Consider the following 20,007-nt stretch of genomic DNA (forward strand, 5'->3'; position numbering starts at 1 on the left):
TATGGCAAATGTAAAAAAAACAGCCCCTCTATTATTCGTCTATCTAGCCTTTGCCATTGTTTACATTGTGTGGGGCTCAACTTATTTCTTCATCCAAAAGGCCTTGGCCGGTTTCCCTCCCTTCATCCTGGGATCATTCAGGTTCATTGTAGCTGGCCTGCTCCTGATTTCCTGGTGCAAGCTTACAGGCCAGCAAATATTCAACAAGCGATTAATTAGACACGCTGCCGTGGCAGGTGTTCTTATGTTAGGCATAGGTAACGGCATCGTTATTTGGGTAGAACAGTTTATTCCGAGCGGATTGGTAGCCATCATGGTTGCTTCTGCCGCCATATGGTTTGTTATTTTGGACAAACCAAAATGGAAAGAAAATTTCGGGAACACTTCTACCGTAGCTGGTCTTATTGTAGGCTTTATTGGGGTAATTCTTTTGTTTGGAGAACAATTACTTCAAATTCTGAATACAGACCAAAGCCCTGCCTTGATCTTTGGCATGATACTCTTGGTACTGGGACCAGCCGCTTGGGCTGCCGGTTCGCTCTATGCCAAGCACCATTCAAAACCCGAAGATTCGGTATCTGTAAATACGGCATGGCAAATGATTGCCGCCGGAATTGCCTTCCTACCTGGCGGATTGATCACTTCAGAATTTAAAACTTTCAATTGGACCACCATTCCTTTGGATGCTTGGCTATCGGTAGGCTACCTTGTGATATTTGGTTCTATAGCAGCTTTTAGCGCTTACGTTTGGCTATTAAAAGTTCGTCCAGCCACACAAGTAAGCACCTATGCCTATGTAAACCCCGTGGTGGCAGTTTTGCTAAGCCTGTGCTTTACCGAAGAGAAAATCAGTCTATTACAAATCATAGGCCTAGTGGTTATTTTGGTCAGCGTATTGCTCATCAACCTGAGCAAATACAGGAACAGCAAAAACCATTCTGGACAGGCTTGCCCACAACCCACATTGAGCACAGAAAACACTTGATAATTCTCCTATCAGCTCCACAAATGGGAGGCTAGAAAAGGATGGTATTCACTTACATATATCGTTTTATGGCTTCCCACAAAACAGGATCATAATCGTAAACATCTGGCCTGAACTGCACCACACCATGATCAGCCCAAGCCGTATAATAGGCAATGACAACAGCTATATTCTTTCTGGTTGCAAACCAAGCTGGTTTTAACTGAAAAGCATTCAATGTATCCGTTTTTTTGGCTAGTTTTTTTCTAAAGATCTCATTTTTTGTCGTATCTACCGGAGGTAGATCTACCTCCATACGCAATTTGTCATACTGATATTTATCCCTCACCATCAACTCGGCAAATTTCAGGGGTGCTTCAATACGTACACAACCATGACTTATAGCCCTATTGGCTAATTTAAATCCGTATTTGTTGTTGGTATCATGCAGATAGATACTCGAACTATTATCAAATATGAATTTAAACTTACCCAATGCATTTCCTTCTCCAGATCCCTGTTTAAATTGAAAAGGCAGTTTCTCTCTCGGATAGCGGTTCCACTGTATCGTATCCGGATCAGCCACCAATTTCCCTTTATAATAAACTTTGATATTATTGTTGGAGAGATAGAAAGGGTCCTTCAGAGCCATCCAATAAATTTCACTTTTGGCAATACTTACCGGAATATTCCAGATGGGGTTAACCTGTATAGAGTTAAAAATACTGAACAACTGTGGGGTTTCATGGTTTTTGGGTTTATCATCAAGCTTACCAGATTTCAGGTAAATTTTCATTTTTTCGACATAACCAGCTTCTCTTTTCCCTCCAACGCAAACCTTCATATGTACCAAAGTATCTTCTTTGCTAAACCAGGTTAATGTAAAATCTGGAATATTAACCACTACCCGCTCTTCAGTCTGCATGGGCAGCTGCCAACGCATACGCTCTAAATTCATTTTAATGGTCTTGATCTCGGGCGCATCTTCTTTCTTCAAGCTATCACGATAGTGCGCCAAGCCCTTTTTTAGTCCAAGATAAGATGTTGAAGTCTGTTGAGCATTCCGCAGCACCGAAAGCAGATCGTTCGTATTCAGCACCGAATCCATCTTTGCACTATCGGGACGTTTTACCTGAATATAATAGCGATTGAAAAAATTACGTGGGTTAATACTTCCATACTGGATAAAGTTGGTGTATTTATTCAAGGCATATGCCGAACTTAATTCTAAATCTGCCACCAACGAATACACTTCCCCAATGTCTTTAAACCGATTGGCAGACAACACCTGCAATTGCCGCTCCAACACCATCCCCCCAAAGATCTCGGGATTAAACCCATCTTGTGAGCTTTGGGCGATATAATTTTTTAAACTATCCAAACTGCCATTTGTATAAAATTTGGTCACCAAAAGGGGCAGGTATTCATTTTTTTCGTAAAAGGCAGTAATCACTTTCGGATTAAGGAATTCTTCGCGTCTTTTTTCGAGTTTAGCCTTGAATATCGGTTTGTATATAGCCGTGTCGAATTTATTGTACAGCTTATTATCGAAATGTGCTGACAATACGACCGCAATTTCCGGCTTCTCCTGAAACCAAGCGCAAGAAGTTAAAAACAGGCAGGAAAGTATAAAAAGTAGCGTTTTTTTCAAATTTAGCGTATAAAGTTTTAACATTTAAATCGGTAGAATTCTTCTTGTATCAAATTAAATGCCATTAATTTTTGGATTGTATACCAAACTAGTATATATTTGCCATACCTTACCACAAAATTAAGGAAAAGAACTTTAAATGAATCAATATTTAAACCATCATGCACATCTACACCATCGCCATTGTGGCGATATGTAATGTTATGTTCTGTACTTCAGAATGGTTTTTAAATAGATTTTATATTTCTTATCCTATAATTTAACAAAGTGAAAACACTTAAAATTGCTATCCAGAAATCGGGTAGACTCAACGAAAAATCAGTAGAAATTCTTAAAAATTGTGGCTTAGTATTTGAAAACTACAAAAGCTCACTTATCTCCACCGTTACCAACTTCCCGTTGGAAATCCTTTTCCTTAGAGATGACGACATACCCGAATATGTACAGGATGGCATTGCCGACTTGGGCATTGTTGGCGAAAATGTGATTGTAGAAACAGGTGCCAATGTATCCTACTTGCAAAAACTGGGATTTGGAAAGTGCTCCCTTAAAATCGCTGTGAAAAACGATAGCGACATCAATACCGTTCCACAACTTAACGGAAAAGTTATTGCCACCTCCTACCCTGTCATTCTTGAAAAATTCCTTAAAGCCAACCAGGTAGATGCACAGATCAGAAACATTTCCGGCTCTGTAGAAATTGGCCCAGGCCTTGGCCTAAGCGATGCCATTTTCGATATCGTATCTACAGGCGGCACCTTAAAAAATAACGGACTAAGACCTTTCACCAGCGTCATGGATTCGGAGGCGGTCATGATATCCAGCCCAGGCTTAGAGTTCAATGCCGAGGTGGTAGAATTGGTACAACGGATACAGTCAGTACTACGAGCTAAAACGACCAAATACGTAGTACTTAATGTGGAAAAGAAAAATCTAAAGGCTGTAGTAGAATTATTGCCTGGCGTAAAAAGTCCAACTGTTGTCCCTTTGTTTGAAGAAGATTGGGTGGCGGTTCATTCGGTAATTGCAGAGCAGGATTTTTGGGTAAAGATCAACAGCTTAAAAGCAGCGGGCGCACAGGGCATTGTGGTTATGCCCATCGAAAAAATCATTACCTAAGCTGGTTCAAAACAAGAAAAATCATCAATTTTACTATTAACTATTAGTTAATTTAAAATATTAAAACATTGAAAATCTATAATTTAAAAAATTTAACTAAACAAGAAATTAACAAACTATGTTCTCGGAGCATAGCCGACGACGATTTGGTTAAATCAAGAGCGGAAGACATCATTGCCAATGTAAAAAGCAACGGTGACGAAGCCCTGTTTTCCTACACGCAACAGTTCGACAAAGTCACATTGACCTCACTATATATCGGCACATCAGAAATCGGCTCTATTGCAGAACAAATTCCAGCAGAAGTAAAAAGTGCCATTGATACGGCCTACCAAAACATCTATACTTTTCATGCTTCGCAGTTAAAACCTGAAGAAAAAATAGAGACCATGCCTGGCGTAAAATGCTGGCGAGAGAGCAGACCGATTGAACGGGTAGGCCTCTACATACCTGGTGGAACCGCTGTGCTACCCAGCACTTTTTTGATGCTGGGCATTCCTGCTAAAATAGCGGGCTGTAAAGAAATCGTGATATGCTCCCCTCCTCAAAGCGATGGCAAGATTAACTGCTACATTGCTTATGTAGCCACCCTGCTTAACATCGAAAAAATCTACTTGATAGGAGGAGCACAGGCCATAGCTGCCATGGCCCTTGGAACCGCTACCCTCCCCAAGGTCGACAAAATCTTTGGTCCCGGGAACAGGTATGTTACAGAAGCCAAAAAACTAGTGCAAAATATAGTAGCCATAGATATGCCTGCAGGACCCTCGGAGGTTTTAGTGATTGCCGATGAGACTGCCATTCCGTCATTTGTTGCCGCAGACCTATTAGCACAGGCCGAACATGGAACTGATAGTCAGTCTATTTTAGTTTCTACATCAAACAAGATAGCAACAAACGTAGTTAAAGAAATTGAAAAACAACTAGTTAAACTTCCAAGAAAAGAAATAGCGGCACAGGCTATCGAAAATTCCTACATCATTTTAACAGAAAATTTAACGGAAGCCATGCAATTTAGCAACATTTATGCGCCCGAGCACTTGATTTTAGCCAGCGAAAGCTACGAAAACCTTATTCCATTGATTATCAACGCCGGCTCGGTATTCTTAGGCAACCTTACTCCAGAAAGCGCTGGCGATTATGCCTCTGGAACAAACCATACCTTGCCCACAAGTAGCTATGCAAAAGCTTATTCGGGTGTTTCAGTTGACACTTTTATTAAGAAAATAACGTTTCAACATCTTAACAGTAATGGCTTAAAAAATATTGGAACGACCGTAGAAACCCTAGCAGAAGCTGAAGGCCTGCAAGCACACAAAAATGCCATCAGCATTAGACTAACCAAGCTCAATTAAATTCTTTTAAAAATGGATGTACGCGACTTACAACGAGAAAATATAAAAACACTACGCCCCTACTCTACTGCAAGAGATGAGTTTAAGGGGCAGGCCAGCGTTTACCTAGACGCCAACGAGAACAGTTTCGGCTCCCCGCTTCCAGCAAACTATAATCGTTACCCCGATCCTTTACAACTGGACTTAAAAGAGGCCATTAGCAAGATAAAGGGTGTGCCCATTGAAAACACCTTTTTAGGCAATGGGAGTGACGAGGCCATAGATCTTTTGTTCAGGGCCTTCTGCAATCCAGGAAAGGACAATGTCATTATCCTGCCCCCAACTTATGGCATGTATGAAGTATCGGCCAACATCAATGATGTAGCCATAAAAAAAGTAAATCTTTTGCCCAATTTCCAGCTCGATCTGGAAAAGATTGCAGAAGCTATTGATTCAAACACCAAGATCATTTTCATCTGCTCACCTAACAATCCTACTGGAAATTCTTTAAATAGAAGCGACATAGAGACGATCTTAGCTAACTTTAACGGTCTTGTGGTAATAGATGAAGCCTACATCAATTTCGCCAGACAGAAGACGTTTATTCAAGAATTAACCGAATACGCTAATTTGGTGGTATTGCAAACTTTCTCTAAGGCATGGGGACTGGCCGCCTTACGATTGGGCATGGCTTTTTCTTCTACCCCAATCATTGATATACTGAACAAGGTAAAGCCTCCCTACAACATTAATCAGGCTACGCAAGACCTGGCCTTTGCCGCATTACAGAATATACAACAGGTGAATGACTGGATCAAGCTAACTGTAAGTGAAAGAGACAGACTGAGCAACGCATTGGGCAGGCTACCAAAAGTAAAACAGGTCTATCCTTCTGATGCAAACTTCATCTTAGTGGCCATTGAAAACGCACATGAAGTTTATAACCAATTAGTAGACGAAGGCATTATTGTTCGCGACCGATCTAAAGTAACCCTCTGTGAAGACTGCCTCAGAATAACCATAGGTACCGTTGAAGAAAACAACTTACTTTTAAATACCCTAGACCAACTATCATGACAAAGATTTTATTCATAGACAGAGACGGTACATTAAACATTGAACCAGCAGATGAACAGGTAGACAGCTTTGCCAAGCTAAAGTTCTACCCTCGTTCACTATATTACCTCTCTAAGATTGCCAAGGAATTGGACTACAAATTGGTAATGGTTACCAATCAAGATGGATTAGGTACCCCTTCAAATCCGGAAGAGAATTTTTGGCCCATACACAATTTCATACTAGACACCTTTGCCGGTGAAGGCGTGGTATTTGACGAAGTGGTAATTGACAGAACTTTTGCCAAAGACAATGCACCTACTCGTAAACCTGGCACAGCCTTACTGACCAGATACTTTGACGGCTCTTATGACCTTAGTAACTCATTTGTCATTGGCGACAGGTTAAATGACATCATCTTAGCTAAAAACCTGGGGGCAAAGGGCATATTCCTACGTCAAAACGACAATCTGGGCATTAATGAAAACCTGGAAAAAATAGAAAACCTAACAGATATTATTGCTTTGGAAACCCAAAACTGGGAAGACATCTATACCTTTCTACGTGGTGGGGCCAGAACGGTTACGCATATCCGAAAAACCAATGAAACTGACATCTATATCAAGCTGGATTTAGATGGGACGGGAAAAGCCAACATCAAAACGGGCCTGAACTTTTTTGACCATATGTTAGATCAAATAGCCCGTCATGGCGGAATGGACTTGGATATTATAGCCAACGGTGACCTGCACATTGACGAGCATCATACCGTAGAAGATACCGGTATTGCACTTGGCGAAGCTTTTGCCAAGGCCATAGGCAATAAGCTGGGCATTGAACGTTATGGCTTTTGCCTACCTATGGATGATTGTTTGGCCCAGGTAGCCATAGATTTTGGAGGTAGGAATTGGATAGTTTGGGAAGCCGAGTTTAAAAGGGAAAAGGTTGGCGATGTACCAACAGAAATGTTTTTTCACTTCTTTAAATCGTTTAGCGATGCAGCAAAGTGCAATTTAAACGTTAAAGCAGAAGGAGAAAACGAACACCACAAGATTGAAGCTATTTTCAAAGCCTTTGCGAAAGCTATTAAAATGGCAGTTAAGCGTGATGCCGAGAAAATGGTATTGCCAAGTACGAAAGGGGTTTTGTAAGAATAAAGAGCAAAGATAAAGGAGTAAGGATTGTCTGCTTAGCCTTTTACTGTCATTGCGAGAAGTAATCTTACCATGCTAGGTGATGCGTTAAATGACTTAGGATTGCTTCGCAAAGCTCGCAATCGCGAAAAAGAAACGAATAAAAATGGATAACAATACAACAAATAACAGTATAGGAATCGTGAACTACGGTGCGGGTAATATTTTCTCGCTAACCGCAGCTTTAGATAGGCAAAATATCCCCTATGCTATGGTAAATACAGAAGCCGATTTGGAAAAGCACAGCCATATCATCATTCCAGGTGTTGGACACGCAGGTACGGCAATGCAGAAACTGCAACAAACAGGACTTGTGAAAGCCATTAAACAATTGAAAAAACCTGTTTTAGGAATCTGTGTAGGCATGCAATTGTTAACCACTCATTCTGAAGAGGGCAATGCCGACCTTTTGGACATCATCCCATTGCAGACCAAACTTTTCGACAAGAATTTGGGCATTAAAATTCCCCACATGGGCTGGAATAACATAGATTTTACAAACAACCTCCTGTTTTCCAATGTTAAACCACATACACAATTTTATTTCGTTCATTCTTATTTTATTGAATATAACCCTACTTTTGACATCGCGTCGGTAAATTATGGCAACAAATTTTCGGCCGCTATACAAAAAGATAATTTCTTCGGCGTTCAGTTCCATCCAGAAAAATCTGGTGAAGCCGGAGAGCAATTGTTAAAGAATTTCTCAAACCTAAATTTTTAAAATGTATATCATTCCTGCAATAGATATTTTAGACGGTAAAGTTGTTCGCTTACGCGAAGGCGATTACAACCAGAAAACAGAATACGATGTGTCTATCGAAGACATGATTGAGCGCTACCGGTCAAACGGCACCGATTTTATCCATATTATTGACCTTAATGGTGCAAAAGGTGACTTCAGTAACCAAAAGACCTTATTCAGTATTATCAAAAAAACAGAAATGAAGGTACAATATGGCGGCGGCATACGTACCATAGAACAGGTCACCAACCTACTTGATGCTGGCATACATAGGGTAATTGTGGGTACACAAGCAATTAGCAACCCTGATTTCCTTCCCCAACTTAGCGAAGCTTTTGCAAAAAAAGACAATTATGCGAACAGGATTGTAATTGCCATCGATGTATTAGATGAAGTGATCAAATATTCGGGCTGGATGGAAAGCTCGCCCATTAAATTAATGGACTATGTAGACAAGTGTTTACAACTTGGCTTCTTCCGCTTTTTATGTACCGACATCAATAAAGATGGCAAATTGGGTGGTGCAGCCGTTGATCTTTACCAAAAATTATTAGCCCATTCGCCTATGATCAAACTGATTGCTTCTGGCGGTGTGAGTTCTATGGACGACATTAGGGAATTGGCAAAACTGGATATCAGAAGCGTAGTAGTGGGCAAGGCCATTTATGAAAACAGAATTTCTATTGAAGAGGTTAAAAAATGGAATTTACAACAATTGAGTTCGATCTAACCTCCTATTTTTTTAATCGTCATAGCGACCAGCGTGTCATTCTGAACGCAGTGAAGGATCTACAATTAGAAGTACCACTTTACAGATCCTTCCAACTGTCGGAACGACAGAAAGAAGACTGCTTCATGCTCTGCAATGACGAAACCCAACAAACATGTTAAGTAAGAGAATAATCCCTTGTTTAGACGTAAAAGATGGTCGCACGGTAAAAGGCGTAAACTTTGTTGATTTACGTGACGCAGGCGACCCTGTAGAATTAGCAGCTCAATATGCCCAACAAGGTGCAGATGAGTTGGTTTTCTTAGATATCACCGCCACTCATGAACGTCGTAAAACGATGATTGAAATGGTGAAATCTGTAGCCAGACAACTCAATATCCCTTTCACTATTGGTGGTGGCATTACCGAAATTGCCGATGCTGACGCACTTTTAAATGCCGGGGCAGACAAAATAAGCATCAACTCGGCAGCGGTACGCAGTCCTCAACTGATCGAAGACCTGGCCAAGGCCTTCGGCGTACAATTTGTGGTAGTTGCAGTAGACACCAAACAGGTAGATGGCAAAAACTGGGTGCATCTTAACGGGGGCCGTTTAATTACGGCACTAGAAACTGAAGATTGGATCAAGCAAGCTGAAAATCTAGGTGCTGGCGAAATTCTGTTAACCTCTATGGACCATGATGGCACCAAGGCCGGTTTCGATTGTGGATTGCTAAGCAAAGTGAACCAAATGATCAATATCCCGATTATCGCTTCTGGCGGAGCGGGCAGTATGGCCCACTTTACCGAAGTCTTTCAAAAAGCTGGGGTCGATGCCGCATTGGCTGCCTCTGTTTTTCATTATGGGGAAATTTTAATACCTGAATTAAAAACAGAATTAAGTAAACATAATATACCGATACGCATTTAACGTGCTTACGTCATTTGACCTTTTGTCATTCTGAGTGTGGCGAAGAACCTGTAAGTAATTAACAATGATAGACAGATTCCTCCTGATACTGGAATGATAGTTAGAAAGCTTGCTTCGCAAGCTCGCAATGACGACAATATGGACTAACAATTACAAAAAAACAATGAGTAACATTAACAGCAACCAAATAGATTTTACAAAAACAGAAGGTTTGGTGCCCGTAGTTATACAAGACCACCAAACCTTAGAAGTATTGATGTTGGGCTACATGAATGTCGAAGCCTTTGAAAAAACCCAAATAGAAGGTAAGGTTACTTTCTTTTCACGCTCTAAAAACCGTTTATGGACCAAAGGCGAGCAAAGTGGTAATTTTTTATTCGTAAAATCTATGGCCATAGATTGCGATAACGACACCCTTCTAATTAAGGCCGAGCCTGTTGGCCCAACCTGTCATACGGGTGCCCGAAGTTGCTTTAAAACCGAATACAATCAAAATTTTATTTTCGAACTGGAAAACATTATTTCCGATAGGTATAAAAACCCTGTAGAAGGCTCATACATTAACAAAATGAGGATTAAAGGTTTAAATAAAATAGCTCAAAAAGTTGGTGAAGAAGGCGTAGAAACAGTAATTGCCGCTTTAGCCGAAACGAAGGAAGATTTAATCAACGAAGCTTCGGATTTGGTTTTCCACTTGTTGTTCTTGTTAAGAGAAAAAGGCCTAACGGTGAAGGATATTGCAGAGAATTTGGAAAAGAGGCATAAATAGGTCCGTTATAATATTCTATCCTAGTCGTCATTTCAAGCGAAGTGCAGCGAGGGAGAAATCTGTTAGTTCTATGCTACTATCAGGAAGATTTCTCAGTCGTACTTTCTTTCGAAATGACGGAACATACCATTAAACGCTTCTACTATACTTCAATTTTGCCAGAAAACGTTCGTAAAGCATAATGTTTAAGCCAATTAAACTCATGCCATAAAATACATCTTCGAAAGGAATTGTTCCAATACGAACTCCCATAATTTCGTTACTATTATACCAAACAATTGGTGCATCTAAACCAGTTCCTGTCAACATGCCATTCACAATTAGAAATGGGATGATCATGATGAGGTAAGTGAAATAGAACTGCCCTAACCAACTTGGTTTTTTAATGAATGCTAAATAAGAAATCAGTAAGGTAAAAACCAGGTAATTCATCATTGGGTACATCTTGTTGTAAAACAGCGAAAACATCACCACTCCAAAAAGCACCAAAACGATAGAAATAGCCCTGGTAGCATACTTTCTTAAACCTAATTCCTTCCAAACACCAAAACAGTGGTAAGAGAACAAACAAGCATAGGGAATACACAAGAAAAACAGGATTTCTTCAATAGGTAAACCCCAAATAAAGACGCCTATTACATAGTCGTGGTTGAAGCCCCAAACTCCTTTATCAGTAAACCAAACATCCCAAACCAGAAATAAAACCGTAGTAATGATATTAGCTGGCATAAAGGCTTTTACCTTCTTCCAAAACATCAACTTAGGATGAAAAGAGGCCATAAAGGGCACAATGACTGCCAAAAAATTGACTAAAAGATAAATATAATGGTTCATGTTTTTTGCTGCTGCATCTTTTGGTATCGGTAAGCTTCCCTAAAATATTTAAACGGCACCCACAACATGCCAAAGCACTCCCCATCATGTTTTCCCAAATGTTTATGGTGCATTTTATGCGCTCTCCTAATGGCTTTCAAATAGATATTATTTGTATTTCTAAACCATTTAAACCGCTGGTGTATAAAAATATCATGTACCAAAAAATAGCAAAAGCCATACAGGGTAATTCCGCCTGCAATACCTATTAAAATATAGTTACCATAAATAGAACCAAACAAAAACAATAAAATACCTGGTGTGGCAAAAATAAGGAAGAAGAAATCATTCTTTTCGAATACCTGACCATCATCTTTTTTGTGATGGTCTTGATGAAGTGCCCATAGCCAGCCATGCATCAGGTATTTGTGTGCCAGCCACGCCACACATTCCATCGCCACAAATGCACCTATTACACAAAGCAATACCATTAGTATCATCAGCCAATTCCTTTAAAAAGTTTCAAAATCTTTTGAGAACGATAATCAAATATCTGCTCGAGCTTTCGCCTCACCAACAACGTATTGGCCAACTGACCCAACCAGCCCATAGGAACGGCATAAGTAATTTTATCTTTCATTACGGTTAGGCCCTCTTTTTCCTCAAAGGTATGTTCATGGTACCAATAGGCATAGGGTCCTTTTAGCTGTTCATCCACGAAACGATACGGCGCCTCTACTTCTCTAATCTTACTTAACCATTTTAAAGGAACGTTAGCAAGGGGCTTTACAGTATATAAAATGGTCAATCCACTATGTATTTCGCTCGGCAGTTCTTTGGTCACTACCTTAAAATCCATTTCCTTTGGTGTAATTTCCGCTAAATTGTATGGATTACTAAAAAACTGCCAGGCTTCATCGATATTTACAGGTAAAAGCGTTTCTCTATATAGTTCATATTTCTTCATTCCTATACAATTATATTAGCGATATCTTTATTACAGATTTCCTCAAAAATCAGCTTAAACCAGGGTGTATATTTTTCAGGATATTTGTCAATATCTGTTTTCAATTCTCTCATCTCCATGTATTTCCAATCGACCACTTCTTTGGGATTTGGATTGGGTTTTTCTGAAAACCTACCAAAAAACACATGGTCAAATTCATGTTCATACAGCCCATTTTCCAATTGAGCCTTATATATAAAATCATACACTTTCTCTGTATGACAAATGATACCCATTTCTTCTAACAACCTTCTGTCTACTGCGGTTTTCATTTTTTCTTCTGACCTAGGATGGCTACAACAGGTATTGGTCCATAAACCACCACAATGATACTTACTTTGCGCCCTTTGCTGCAATAACAACTCATTTTTATCATTGAACAAGAAAACAGAAAATGCCCTATGTAACCTGGCCTCCACATGTGCCTGCATTTTATCCATCAGCCCTATCTGCCGATCTTTTTCATCCACCAAAACAACCTGTTCTGCCATATCAATTGTATTGTTTTAAAAGTTGTTGCCTTTCTGCCGGTGCCAACTGCTGTTTCTTTAAAAAATTAACGATGGCTATTTCCAAGTGTTTTTCTTTTAGTTCCTGCTTTTGCAATGTCTTTAATATATAATTCTTGTCTGTTTCGATATGCTCATTATATCCCAAAATTGGAGGGAGTGATACCTGTATAGCATATCTCAGAAATATCAGTTCTACATTTTCCGCATCTTTACTGATCGCTTTTTCCAATAATTGTTTGCCTGTCCTGAAATGACTCAACTTTTTAAATGGGTTAAACGTATGCCTAGCCATCAGCATCTTTGTGGCACCAGTATATCCTATTACAAAAGGTGTCTGCTCCTTTTTCTCCAGTATATTAAGTAACTGTTCCGTACTTTTCTTGCTTTCTATTGCCTTTACATACATATCCCTAATACTTTGCACCGAAGAACTTTCTAAAAACGACAGACAACACAACGCTATAATTGTGCAACTTTTAGCCCACATGTTCCAATGATCTCCTTCCAGTTTGCGGCATAAAAAAGGTATTGAGCATCAACATAGCCTTTTCAACATCAGGCACCCTTACCCTTTTATCCATAATATGCTTGGCAGGGATGTTCTGTATTTTTCTAAACAAGGTCCTATAATAAATATAAGCTAAATAAACTCCCCTCTTTGCGCTATTAGGTAGTTTGGCTATACCGTGCAAGGCCTCTTCAAACTCTATGTTAATTTCATTTTCTATAGTCAATTTATCTGAATCGGTAAAATTATCGAAATTCATATTTGGAAAATACATTCTGCCCAATTCTAAATGATCGGCCCTGATATCCCTTAAAAAATTCACTTTCTGAAAAGCCGAGCCCAATTTCATGGCCGCATATCGAAGATCTTCATACAGCTTCTTTTCTCCATTACAAAATACCTTTAAGCACATTAGCCCCACCACTTCGGCCGAACCAAAAATATATTTTTCATACAATTGTTTGGTATAGACCTGTTTTTCCAAATCCATTTCCATACTATCTAAAAAGGCGTCTATCAAGATCTGATCTATCTGGTATTGGTGCACAACTTGCTGAAAGCTATTGATAATGGGGTTTAAACTGATCTTATTTTCCAAAGCGGCATGGGTTTCCGACCTAAATTGGGAAAGCAATACCTTTCTATCATAATCATTAAAAGAATCTACAATTTCATCGGCCAATCTTACAAAGCCATAAATACCATAAATAGCAGGTCTAATTTTGGCTGACAAAAATTTTATGCCCAAAGAAAATGAAGTGCTATATGTTTGGGTAGTAATTTGACTGCATTTCGCAGAAACTTGATCAAATAGTGCTTTCATATATATTTTTCTGATGCTTAATGATGTAATTCGCCACTATCTGTCCAGAAATAATAGCGGGCGGAACTCCAGGACCAGGTACCGTAAGCTGTCCAGTATAGAATAAGTTTTTCAACTTTTTGTTTTTGATACGAGGTTTAAGGATAGCAGTTTGGTTTAGGGTATTGGCCAAACCATAGGCATTTCCTTTAAAAGCATAATAATCGTTCACAAAATCGGTATAGGCATAGGTAGTTGTTGTTACAATGTCATCTTTAAATTTTTCACCGCAAAAGGCTTCCAATCTTTCCACCAGCTCATTAAAATATTTTACCCTTATCTGTTCCGTATCTTTTAACCCAGGTGCTACTGGAATGAGCATAAACAAATTTTCCATCCCTATTGGTGCTACAGTTGGATCTGTTTTGGAGGGACAACAAACATAATAAAGCGGATTTTCAGGCCAAGCTGGTTTTTCATATATTGCTTGGGCATGAAGCGCAAAGTCACTCTCAAAAAAGAGGTTATGGTGCTGTAACCTTGGCAATTTCTTGCCTACTCCTATATAGTAAAGCAAACAGGAAGGGGCCATTACCCTCTTTTCCCAATATTTTTCGCTATAATTTCTAACAGCCTTGGGTAAAAGCTGCTGTTCAACATGATGGTAGTCGCCCGCACCAATTACAATATCTGCTGGCAAAATTCCCGATGTAGTCTCTACATTACTTACCTTATCATGAACTATATTGATCTTTTTTACTTCAGTATTAGTTAAAAAATCTACTCCCAATTCCTTTGCCAAGCTATACATGGCATTCACCAATTGACCAAATCCACCCATAGGATACCAAGTGCCCAATTTGATATCCGCATAGTTCATCATACTATATAAAGCAGGGATATTTTGGGGAATAGCCCCCAAAAATAGTACAGGAAACTCCAACAACCGAAGTAATTTGGGGGATTTGAAATATTGGCGCACATGCTTGGCAAAAGATTGAAGCAAGTCTAATTTCATTGCCGCCTTTATTACTTTCAGTTCCATAAATTCCATCACACTCAAGCCCGGCCTATGTACGAACTCTTTCATTCCCACCTCATATTTATAGGCAGCTTCTTTTAAAAAAATATCGAGCTTATCAGAACTACCCGGTTCTATTTGCTCAAAAGCAGTTTTTAGCTCCTCTTCATCAGACGGAACGCAAAAAACATCGTCTTTGGCATAGATGACCTGATAGGAAGGTGACAATCTTTTCAATTCGAAATAACTGGAAGTTGATTTACCAAATTGCCTAAAAAAATCCTCCATTACATCTGGCATCCAATACCAACTAGGCCCCATATCAAAAGTAAACCCTCCTTTTTCGAATACACGGGCCCTACCTCCTACCTGCTTATTTTTCTCTACTATTGTTACCCTGTGCCCCTTAGCTGCAAGCGTAACCGCAGCACTTAAGCCCGCAAAACCAGCACCTATGATCACCGTATGTGGAATGGATTTTTTCATTATGATGAACTATGACAACAAACATACATTTATTTTGTTTAATTTTTTAATTAAAAAGCTAAACAAAATAAAAACTAAAAAAAATTACTAAAACACAATTTTCTCTCCCTATTAACCCCTCCTCATCATGTAGACCATTACTGATGTAAACCCATAAGTCACAATGCTTCCACTAGGATTTGCTAAATCCTTCCGGTTCATTCACAACAATACTAAAAGGGAATAGTTTTATAATTGTTCTGCCAGCACTTTCAAACTCTCAAATAACTGTAAATGAGAAGGCAAAGATGGATTTAACTCAAAAATCGAAGCACTTACCAGTATCATTCTTTTATTTAAGGGTATCATCTTAAGTTTGTCCAGAAATGAATTGACATCACCAATGGCCATAGGATTAGAGACATGGCAGATGAGTATATCTGGATCAGTAATTTCTACGATCTTTTTCAGATCGTTTAAAGGTACAGCCTGCCCTAAATAAACAGTACGATATCCCCTGTTCTTTAGCACATAATTTAAGAAGAGCATGCCCAGTTCATGCAGTTCTTCTTCTGGAAGGAAAAGCAAGACCCTTTTTGCCTTAGAAGGCAAATCTATAGGGAGGTTATCAATAGCAGAAATGATCTTTTGTCTTACGATATTACTCATAAAATGCTCCTGCGCCGGATTAATCGAATCGATTTGCCACATTATGCCTATACGGCTAAAAAAGGGAAAGATAATACGATTGATCGTTTCCTCAAACCCCAATCTGGAAACGGCTTTATAAAATGTCTTATGAAAAAGACTTTCATCCAAATCGATCATACTGAGCATCAACCCATCAAAAAGATCATCATCTCCACTTTTCACGAAGCTAAAATCCTTTACCTTGGCTACAAGCTCTTCATGGCCCATTTTGGCAATGTGCGATATCTTAATGCCATTTCTATTCAGCACATTAATATTCAGTAATAGTTTGAGCTCCTGATTTCCATAATAACGGATATTGGTTTCCGTTCGGGGCGGCATGATGATCTGGTATCGTTTTTCCCACATTCTTATGGTTGGAGCCTTAATGCCAGTCAGCACTTCTAGATCCTTTATTGAATATTTGGCAACAATACCCATGGCTTCACAACACTTTGTTTAAACAAACAGACTACAAATCTAAACAAAAATTGTTTCGAAATTCTATCAGAAAATATAAAAGAAGTACCTATCTAGTATCAATTGATAGCCGAAAAGGTTACTTTTGCTAAAAAGTAGCCATATGCTAAAATATCTCCACACTTTTTCTGGCCATCAAAATCCGGTTTATGCCCTGATAAATTCCGATAAAGAAGGTAGCTTCTTTACGGGTGGCAATGATAAAGGTGTAGTGGAATGGTCTTTAGAGAAAATGGTCTTCTTAATGGTAAAAATGCCCGTACAGAGCTCTGTTTATGCGCTCCACAACTATAACCACAGGTTATTTGTGGGTGAACGCAGTGGGGCCTTTAGTGTATATGATTTCATAACACAAAAGATCAGCGCTAGGATTAATGCCCATCCTAAACCCATATTTAGTATAAAGAGCATACGCTATAAAAACGAACTGCTTACCAGTGGTGAAGACGGTACTGTAGGCATATGGTCTCTAATCGATTTTAAGGAGCTATACCGTTTACAGATTTCGTATGAAACCGTAAGGTGCATTGCTATTTCCCCAGATGAAAAAGAAATTGCCTTTGGTTGTAAGGATAATGCCATATACATTTACAACTCGATTGATTATAGTCTAAAACAAGTTTTGAAGGACCACACCCTACCCATTACCTCCTTGGCCTATCATCCTTCTGGACAATACCTGATTTCGGGTAGCCGTGATGCCCAGCTCAAAATATGGACCTTACCTCATTACGAACTTAGCCGCAATATACCTGCCCATCTTTTTGCCATTTATGACATTGCGTTTCATCCGCAGCTACCTTATTTCGCTACAGGTAGCCAAGACAAAAGTATTAAACTATGGGATGCCAACAATTTTAAGCTCTATAAAATCTTAAGTTTGGAAAAAACAGGTATTGGACATAGCCATTCCATCAACAAAGTAATTTGGAGCCAAGATGGTACCAAACTACTTTCTACAGGTGATGACAAAAAAATAATGGTTTGGGAAATGGAAGATTAAAACCCGAACTGTTGAATATTAAAGTCCTATGTGCTCCCCAGAAAAATAATACCAAATTCCATGTTGCTTTTTAAAGGTGGAAAGTTCATGATGGATAATGGTTTTCAAACCATTTTGGTAGTAAGCCTTAAATTCTACCATTTCGTTATAGGCGGTACAGACTTCCAACTTTAGCCAAACACTACGTTTTGCCCAATGCGCTATATCCTTTTTAGCATGCAGGTGTCTTTTAGCTGGATGCGTAGTTTGTATAAGATAATCTATTAGAAATAGCACATAAGCACTATAACGAGAACGCATCAGCTGTTCTGGGGTTTCGGGATTTATGATATTTCTATGGTAAGGGGCACAACATTCCTGATAATTTAAACCAGAGCAACAAGCACAAAGCAAAACCGTCATAAATCTTTAAAATAGATATGCTAACAAAAATAGCATAAGTCTTTCAATGGGCAAACAAATACGGCATTAAGCTAACGGTAATGAAAAACAGAATCTACTTCCCTCTCCAATGGCGCTCTCTACCCAGATTTTTCCATTTTCCGCCTCAATGAAATCTTTTGAAATAGCCAAGCCCAAACCGGAACCAGATTTATTCTGCCCGTCTGTAGGTACTTGATAATACCGATCAAATAAACGCTTTTGATATTGTTCTTCAATGCCCTTGCCAAAATCCTTCACCGAAAATTCTATCTCCTTATTTATCTGTACTACCTGGATGATAATTTTTGACTTCATGGTACTATATCTTAATGCATTCGATAGAAAATTGACTAATACCCAGGTGGTTTTCTGCACATCGGCATTAATGAATGGCAATTTCTTCCTACTAACCAATTGCAGTTCAATTTCTTTTTGCGTAGCCTGAAAAGCAACAGCCTCCATGGCAAAAACCGTAATTTCCAAAGGATCAACTTGTACCATGTTAAGTTGCAGGTTACCCGTTTCCACTTGGGCCAAATTCAATAGTTCTCCGGTAATCTTCAAAAGCCGCTCACTATCGTCGTTAATATGGCCTATAAGCTGAAGCTGTTCGTTGTTCATCTCACCAATACGTTTGTCGCCTAATAGTTTTAAACTCATTTTAATAGAAGAAAGCGGTGTTTTTAGTTCATGCGAAACAGTAGCAATAAAATTGGTCTTGGCCTCATCAAGTTCCTTAAACTGTGTAATGTTCTTAAGGATATAAACATTCCCGGCCGATTTACTGACCTCGAGCAAGGTTTCTTCATCCTGACTCTCTACATTTGGGATCATGATAGCTCGTTTCTCTACCATAAAATAGGATTGTTTACCATCGATGTAGATCTTCAAAGGTGTGTCCTTTCCGTGCTCTACCAAAATCCTACCTAACAGTTCATTATGCGCTAACAGTTCTGAAGTATTTTTGCCCAATACTTTATCTTGTTGCAACTGTAGCAAATCTAGCGCTACCCTATTCATAAACAAAATTTCCTGATGTTCGTTCAATCCGATAATACCATCCTGCATTTGTTCAATAATCGTTTCTATCCGTTGTTTTTCCGATTTAAGTTTGGCCAAGTTGGAATTATCCCAATTGCGCAGTTCCCTAGCCATTTTGTTAAAGGCTTTTGCTAATTCATTAAATTCATCATTGCCCTTAAAGTATAACTGCTGACTATAATTTTTACGTGTAATTTCCCGAATTCCCTCCAATAGATTGCGAAGCGGGTTGGCAATAAAACCTGGAAAATTTACCACAAAGCTAAAAAGAACCATAAAAGTCAATCCTGCAGTAACTCCCAAATACATGGTAGCCTTTTCTGTTGCACGCTGAGCATCGTCATTCTTTTTTACAATAGCCAACATGTTTAGCTCATCAATTCTAGAAAGTTCTTCCCTAACTGCCCTCAGGGCATTTTGCCGTATTGCTTCCCCTCCACCAATGAGCATATCGGCATAATTTTTCAATTTTCTTACGGCAGTTTCCTCGCCTGCTTCAGTTAGGTTCTTTGTTTCACTCTCTAAAGCGGCATAAAAATTTTTACGATTTTCATCGTTCAACAATCCATCTTGGGCATCCAACCATTTTCTCATCTGGCTAACAAATACCAGTGAGTTGTAATTGTCTTTAAGTACAATTTTAGATCTAATGGAGATCTCATTGATATGATAGAGCGAAATGGTACCGAAACCTATCACTACCAAAAACAGGAACATAAATCCCAGTCGAAGTTTTGTTTTTATTTTCATCTATCTATAGGTTATGATTATC

At 39.1% G+C, this 20,007-nt stretch carries 21 protein-coding genes; 10 read left to right on the forward strand and 11 right to left on the reverse strand.

The features are described from left to right. Window position 1 precedes the first annotated feature (1 nt). Window positions 2-985 (forward strand): EamA family transporter, encoded by a 984-nt coding sequence (locus JHD79_RS04565; protein WP_199118019.1) that lies wholly within the window; start codon window positions 2-4, stop codon window positions 983-985. Window positions 986-1,037: 52 nt separating this feature from the next. Here the strand turns inward: JHD79_RS04565 and JHD79_RS04570 are convergent, their stop codons facing one another. Next, the gene (locus tag JHD79_RS04570) at window positions 1,038-2,615 is read right to left on the reverse strand and encodes a L,D-transpeptidase family protein (RefSeq protein WP_233164565.1); all 1,578 of its coding nucleotides are present in this window, start codon (window positions 2,613-2,615) and stop codon (window positions 1,038-1,040) included. Window positions 2,616-2,882: 267 nt separating this feature from the next. Between JHD79_RS04570 and hisG the strand changes: the two genes are divergently transcribed. The 8 genes from hisG to hisIE all read left to right on the forward strand — a co-directional run bounded on the left by hisG (window position 2,883) and on the right by hisIE (window position 10,471). Beyond that, on the forward strand, window positions 2,883-3,734 hold the full coding sequence (gene hisG, locus JHD79_RS04575) for an ATP phosphoribosyltransferase (protein ID WP_199118021.1): 852 nt from the start codon (window positions 2,883-2,885) through the stop codon (window positions 3,732-3,734). Window positions 3,735-3,802: 68 nt separating this feature from the next. Continuing rightward, window positions 3,803-5,089, forward strand: coding sequence for a histidinol dehydrogenase (gene hisD, locus JHD79_RS04580; RefSeq protein WP_199118022.1), 1,287 nt, complete (start codon window positions 3,803-3,805; stop codon window positions 5,087-5,089). 12 nt (window positions 5,090-5,101) lie between these two features. Continuing rightward, a complete protein-coding gene (hisC, locus tag JHD79_RS04585) occupies window positions 5,102-6,145 on the forward strand; it encodes a histidinol-phosphate transaminase (protein ID WP_199118023.1) in 1,044 nt (347 codons plus the stop codon). Then, window positions 6,142-7,275 (forward strand): bifunctional histidinol-phosphatase/imidazoleglycerol-phosphate dehydratase HisB, encoded by a 1,134-nt coding sequence (gene hisB / locus JHD79_RS04590; RefSeq protein WP_199118024.1) that lies wholly within the window; start codon window positions 6,142-6,144, stop codon window positions 7,273-7,275. The genes hisC and hisB overlap by 4 nt, the downstream gene beginning before the upstream one ends. A gap of 148 nt (window positions 7,276-7,423) precedes the next feature. Further along, window positions 7,424-8,041, forward strand: a complete 618-nt coding sequence (gene hisH, locus JHD79_RS04595) for an imidazole glycerol phosphate synthase subunit HisH (protein ID WP_199118025.1) — start codon at window positions 7,424-7,426, stop codon at window positions 8,039-8,041. A gap of 1 nt (window position 8,042) precedes the next feature. Next, the gene (gene hisA / locus JHD79_RS04600; RefSeq protein WP_199118026.1) at window positions 8,043-8,792 is read left to right on the forward strand and encodes a 1-(5-phosphoribosyl)-5-[(5-phosphoribosylamino)methylideneamino]imidazole-4-carboxamide isomerase; all 750 of its coding nucleotides are present in this window, start codon (window positions 8,043-8,045) and stop codon (window positions 8,790-8,792) included. A 154-nt stretch (window positions 8,793-8,946) separates the two neighbouring features. Continuing rightward, the gene (hisF, locus tag JHD79_RS04605; protein WP_199118027.1) at window positions 8,947-9,702 is read left to right on the forward strand and encodes an imidazole glycerol phosphate synthase subunit HisF; all 756 of its coding nucleotides are present in this window, start codon (window positions 8,947-8,949) and stop codon (window positions 9,700-9,702) included. Between the two features lie 163 nt (window positions 9,703-9,865). After that, complete coding sequence (gene hisIE / locus JHD79_RS04610; protein WP_199118028.1) at window positions 9,866-10,471, forward strand: bifunctional phosphoribosyl-AMP cyclohydrolase/phosphoribosyl-ATP diphosphatase HisIE; 606 nt, start codon at window positions 9,866-9,868, stop codon at window positions 10,469-10,471. Between the two features lie 129 nt (window positions 10,472-10,600). Here hisIE and JHD79_RS04615 read toward each other — a convergent pair whose 3' ends face one another. The 8 genes from JHD79_RS04615 to JHD79_RS04650 all read right to left on the reverse strand — a co-directional run bounded on the left by JHD79_RS04615 (window position 10,601) and on the right by JHD79_RS04650 (window position 16,729). Beyond that, a complete protein-coding gene (locus JHD79_RS04615) occupies window positions 10,601-11,305 on the reverse strand; it encodes a lycopene cyclase domain-containing protein (protein ID WP_199118029.1) in 705 nt (234 codons plus the stop codon). Next, window positions 11,302-11,784, reverse strand: coding sequence for a sterol desaturase family protein (locus tag JHD79_RS04620; protein WP_233164566.1), 483 nt, complete (start codon window positions 11,782-11,784; stop codon window positions 11,302-11,304). Before JHD79_RS04620 ends, JHD79_RS04615 begins: the two co-directional genes overlap by 4 nt. Further along, window positions 11,784-12,251, reverse strand: a complete 468-nt coding sequence (locus JHD79_RS04625; protein ID WP_199118030.1) for an SRPBCC family protein — start codon at window positions 12,249-12,251, stop codon at window positions 11,784-11,786. The genes JHD79_RS04620 and JHD79_RS04625 overlap by 1 nt, the downstream gene beginning before the upstream one ends. Window positions 12,252-12,253: 2 nt before the next feature. Beyond that, window positions 12,254-12,781: an isopentenyl-diphosphate Delta-isomerase gene (gene idi / locus JHD79_RS04630; protein WP_199118031.1), complete on the reverse strand. Its 528-nt coding sequence runs from the start codon at window positions 12,779-12,781 to the stop codon at window positions 12,254-12,256. Between the two features lies 1 nt (window position 12,782). Continuing rightward, on the reverse strand, window positions 12,783-13,226 hold the full coding sequence (locus JHD79_RS04635; protein WP_199118032.1) for a hypothetical protein: 444 nt from the start codon (window positions 13,224-13,226) through the stop codon (window positions 12,783-12,785). A gap of 52 nt (window positions 13,227-13,278) precedes the next feature. Beyond that, the gene (locus tag JHD79_RS04640) at window positions 13,279-14,133 is read right to left on the reverse strand and encodes a phytoene/squalene synthase family protein (protein ID WP_199118033.1); all 855 of its coding nucleotides are present in this window, start codon (window positions 14,131-14,133) and stop codon (window positions 13,279-13,281) included. Then, window positions 14,117-15,619, reverse strand: a complete 1,503-nt coding sequence (locus JHD79_RS04645; RefSeq protein ID WP_199118034.1) for an NAD(P)/FAD-dependent oxidoreductase — start codon at window positions 15,617-15,619, stop codon at window positions 14,117-14,119. Before JHD79_RS04645 ends, JHD79_RS04640 begins: the two co-directional genes overlap by 17 nt. Window positions 15,620-15,847: 228 nt before the next feature. Further along, a complete protein-coding gene (locus tag JHD79_RS04650) occupies window positions 15,848-16,729 on the reverse strand; it encodes a MerR family transcriptional regulator (RefSeq protein ID WP_199118035.1) in 882 nt (293 codons plus the stop codon). Window positions 16,730-16,871: 142 nt separating this feature from the next. Here JHD79_RS04650 and JHD79_RS04655 point away from each other — a divergent pair, with 142 nt between their 5' ends. Beyond that, on the forward strand, window positions 16,872-17,771 hold the full coding sequence (locus tag JHD79_RS04655) for a WD40 repeat domain-containing protein (RefSeq protein WP_199118036.1): 900 nt from the start codon (window positions 16,872-16,874) through the stop codon (window positions 17,769-17,771). 18 nt (window positions 17,772-17,789) lie between these two features. Here the strand turns inward: JHD79_RS04655 and JHD79_RS04660 are convergent, their stop codons facing one another. Both JHD79_RS04660 and JHD79_RS04665 read right to left on the reverse strand, forming a co-directional pair. Further along, on the reverse strand, window positions 17,790-18,173 hold the full coding sequence (locus JHD79_RS04660) for a YchJ family protein (RefSeq protein WP_199118037.1): 384 nt from the start codon (window positions 18,171-18,173) through the stop codon (window positions 17,790-17,792). Between the two features lie 66 nt (window positions 18,174-18,239). Next, a complete protein-coding gene (locus JHD79_RS04665; RefSeq protein WP_199118038.1) occupies window positions 18,240-19,985 on the reverse strand; it encodes an ATP-binding protein in 1,746 nt (581 codons plus the stop codon). Window positions 19,986-20,007 lie beyond the last annotated feature (22 nt).

Origin of the sequence: Pedobacter sp. ASV28 (genome assembly GCF_016428855.1) — a bacterium.
In the GTDB taxonomy this organism is placed as follows: domain Bacteria; phylum Bacteroidota; class Bacteroidia; order Sphingobacteriales; family Sphingobacteriaceae; genus Pedobacter.

What these genes read in the sequence shown, in the direction of transcription:
- JHD79_RS04565 (WP_199118019.1), top strand. Translation starts at nt 2, where the DNA reads ATGGCAAATGTAAAAAAAACAGCCCCTCTATTATTCGTCTATCTAGCC.
- hisC (WP_199118023.1), top strand. Translation starts at nt 5,102, where the DNA reads ATGGATGTACGCGACTTACAACGAGAAAATATAAAAACACTACGCCCC.
- hisB (WP_199118024.1), top strand. Translation starts at nt 6,142, where the DNA reads ATGACAAAGATTTTATTCATAGACAGAGACGGTACATTAAACATTGAA.
- hisH (WP_199118025.1), top strand. Translation starts at nt 7,424, where the DNA reads ATGGATAACAATACAACAAATAACAGTATAGGAATCGTGAACTACGGT.
- hisA (WP_199118026.1), top strand. Translation starts at nt 8,043, where the DNA reads ATGTATATCATTCCTGCAATAGATATTTTAGACGGTAAAGTTGTTCGC.
- hisF (WP_199118027.1), top strand. Translation starts at nt 8,947, where the DNA reads ATGTTAAGTAAGAGAATAATCCCTTGTTTAGACGTAAAAGATGGTCGC.
- hisIE (WP_199118028.1), top strand. Translation starts at nt 9,866, where the DNA reads ATGAGTAACATTAACAGCAACCAAATAGATTTTACAAAAACAGAAGGT.
- JHD79_RS04615 (WP_199118029.1), bottom strand. Translation starts at nt 11,305, where the DNA reads ATGAACCATTATATTTATCTTTTAGTCAATTTTTTGGCAGTCATTGTG.
- JHD79_RS04620 (WP_233164566.1), bottom strand. Translation starts at nt 11,784, where the DNA reads ATGATACTAATGGTATTGCTTTGTGTAATAGGTGCATTTGTGGCGATG.
- JHD79_RS04625 (WP_199118030.1), bottom strand. Translation starts at nt 12,251, where the DNA reads ATGAAGAAATATGAACTATATAGAGAAACGCTTTTACCTGTAAATATC.
- idi (WP_199118031.1), bottom strand. Translation starts at nt 12,781, where the DNA reads ATGGCAGAACAGGTTGTTTTGGTGGATGAAAAAGATCGGCAGATAGGG.
- JHD79_RS04640 (WP_199118033.1), bottom strand. Translation starts at nt 14,133, where the DNA reads ATGAAAGCACTATTTGATCAAGTTTCTGCGAAATGCAGTCAAATTACT.
- JHD79_RS04645 (WP_199118034.1), bottom strand. Translation starts at nt 15,619, where the DNA reads ATGAAAAAATCCATTCCACATACGGTGATCATAGGTGCTGGTTTTGCG.
- JHD79_RS04650 (WP_199118035.1), bottom strand. Translation starts at nt 16,729, where the DNA reads ATGGGTATTGTTGCCAAATATTCAATAAAGGATCTAGAAGTGCTGACT.
- JHD79_RS04655 (WP_199118036.1), top strand. Translation starts at nt 16,872, where the DNA reads ATGCTAAAATATCTCCACACTTTTTCTGGCCATCAAAATCCGGTTTAT.
- JHD79_RS04660 (WP_199118037.1), bottom strand. Translation starts at nt 18,173, where the DNA reads ATGACGGTTTTGCTTTGTGCTTGTTGCTCTGGTTTAAATTATCAGGAA.
- JHD79_RS04665 (WP_199118038.1), bottom strand. Translation starts at nt 19,985, where the DNA reads ATGAAAATAAAAACAAAACTTCGACTGGGATTTATGTTCCTGTTTTTG.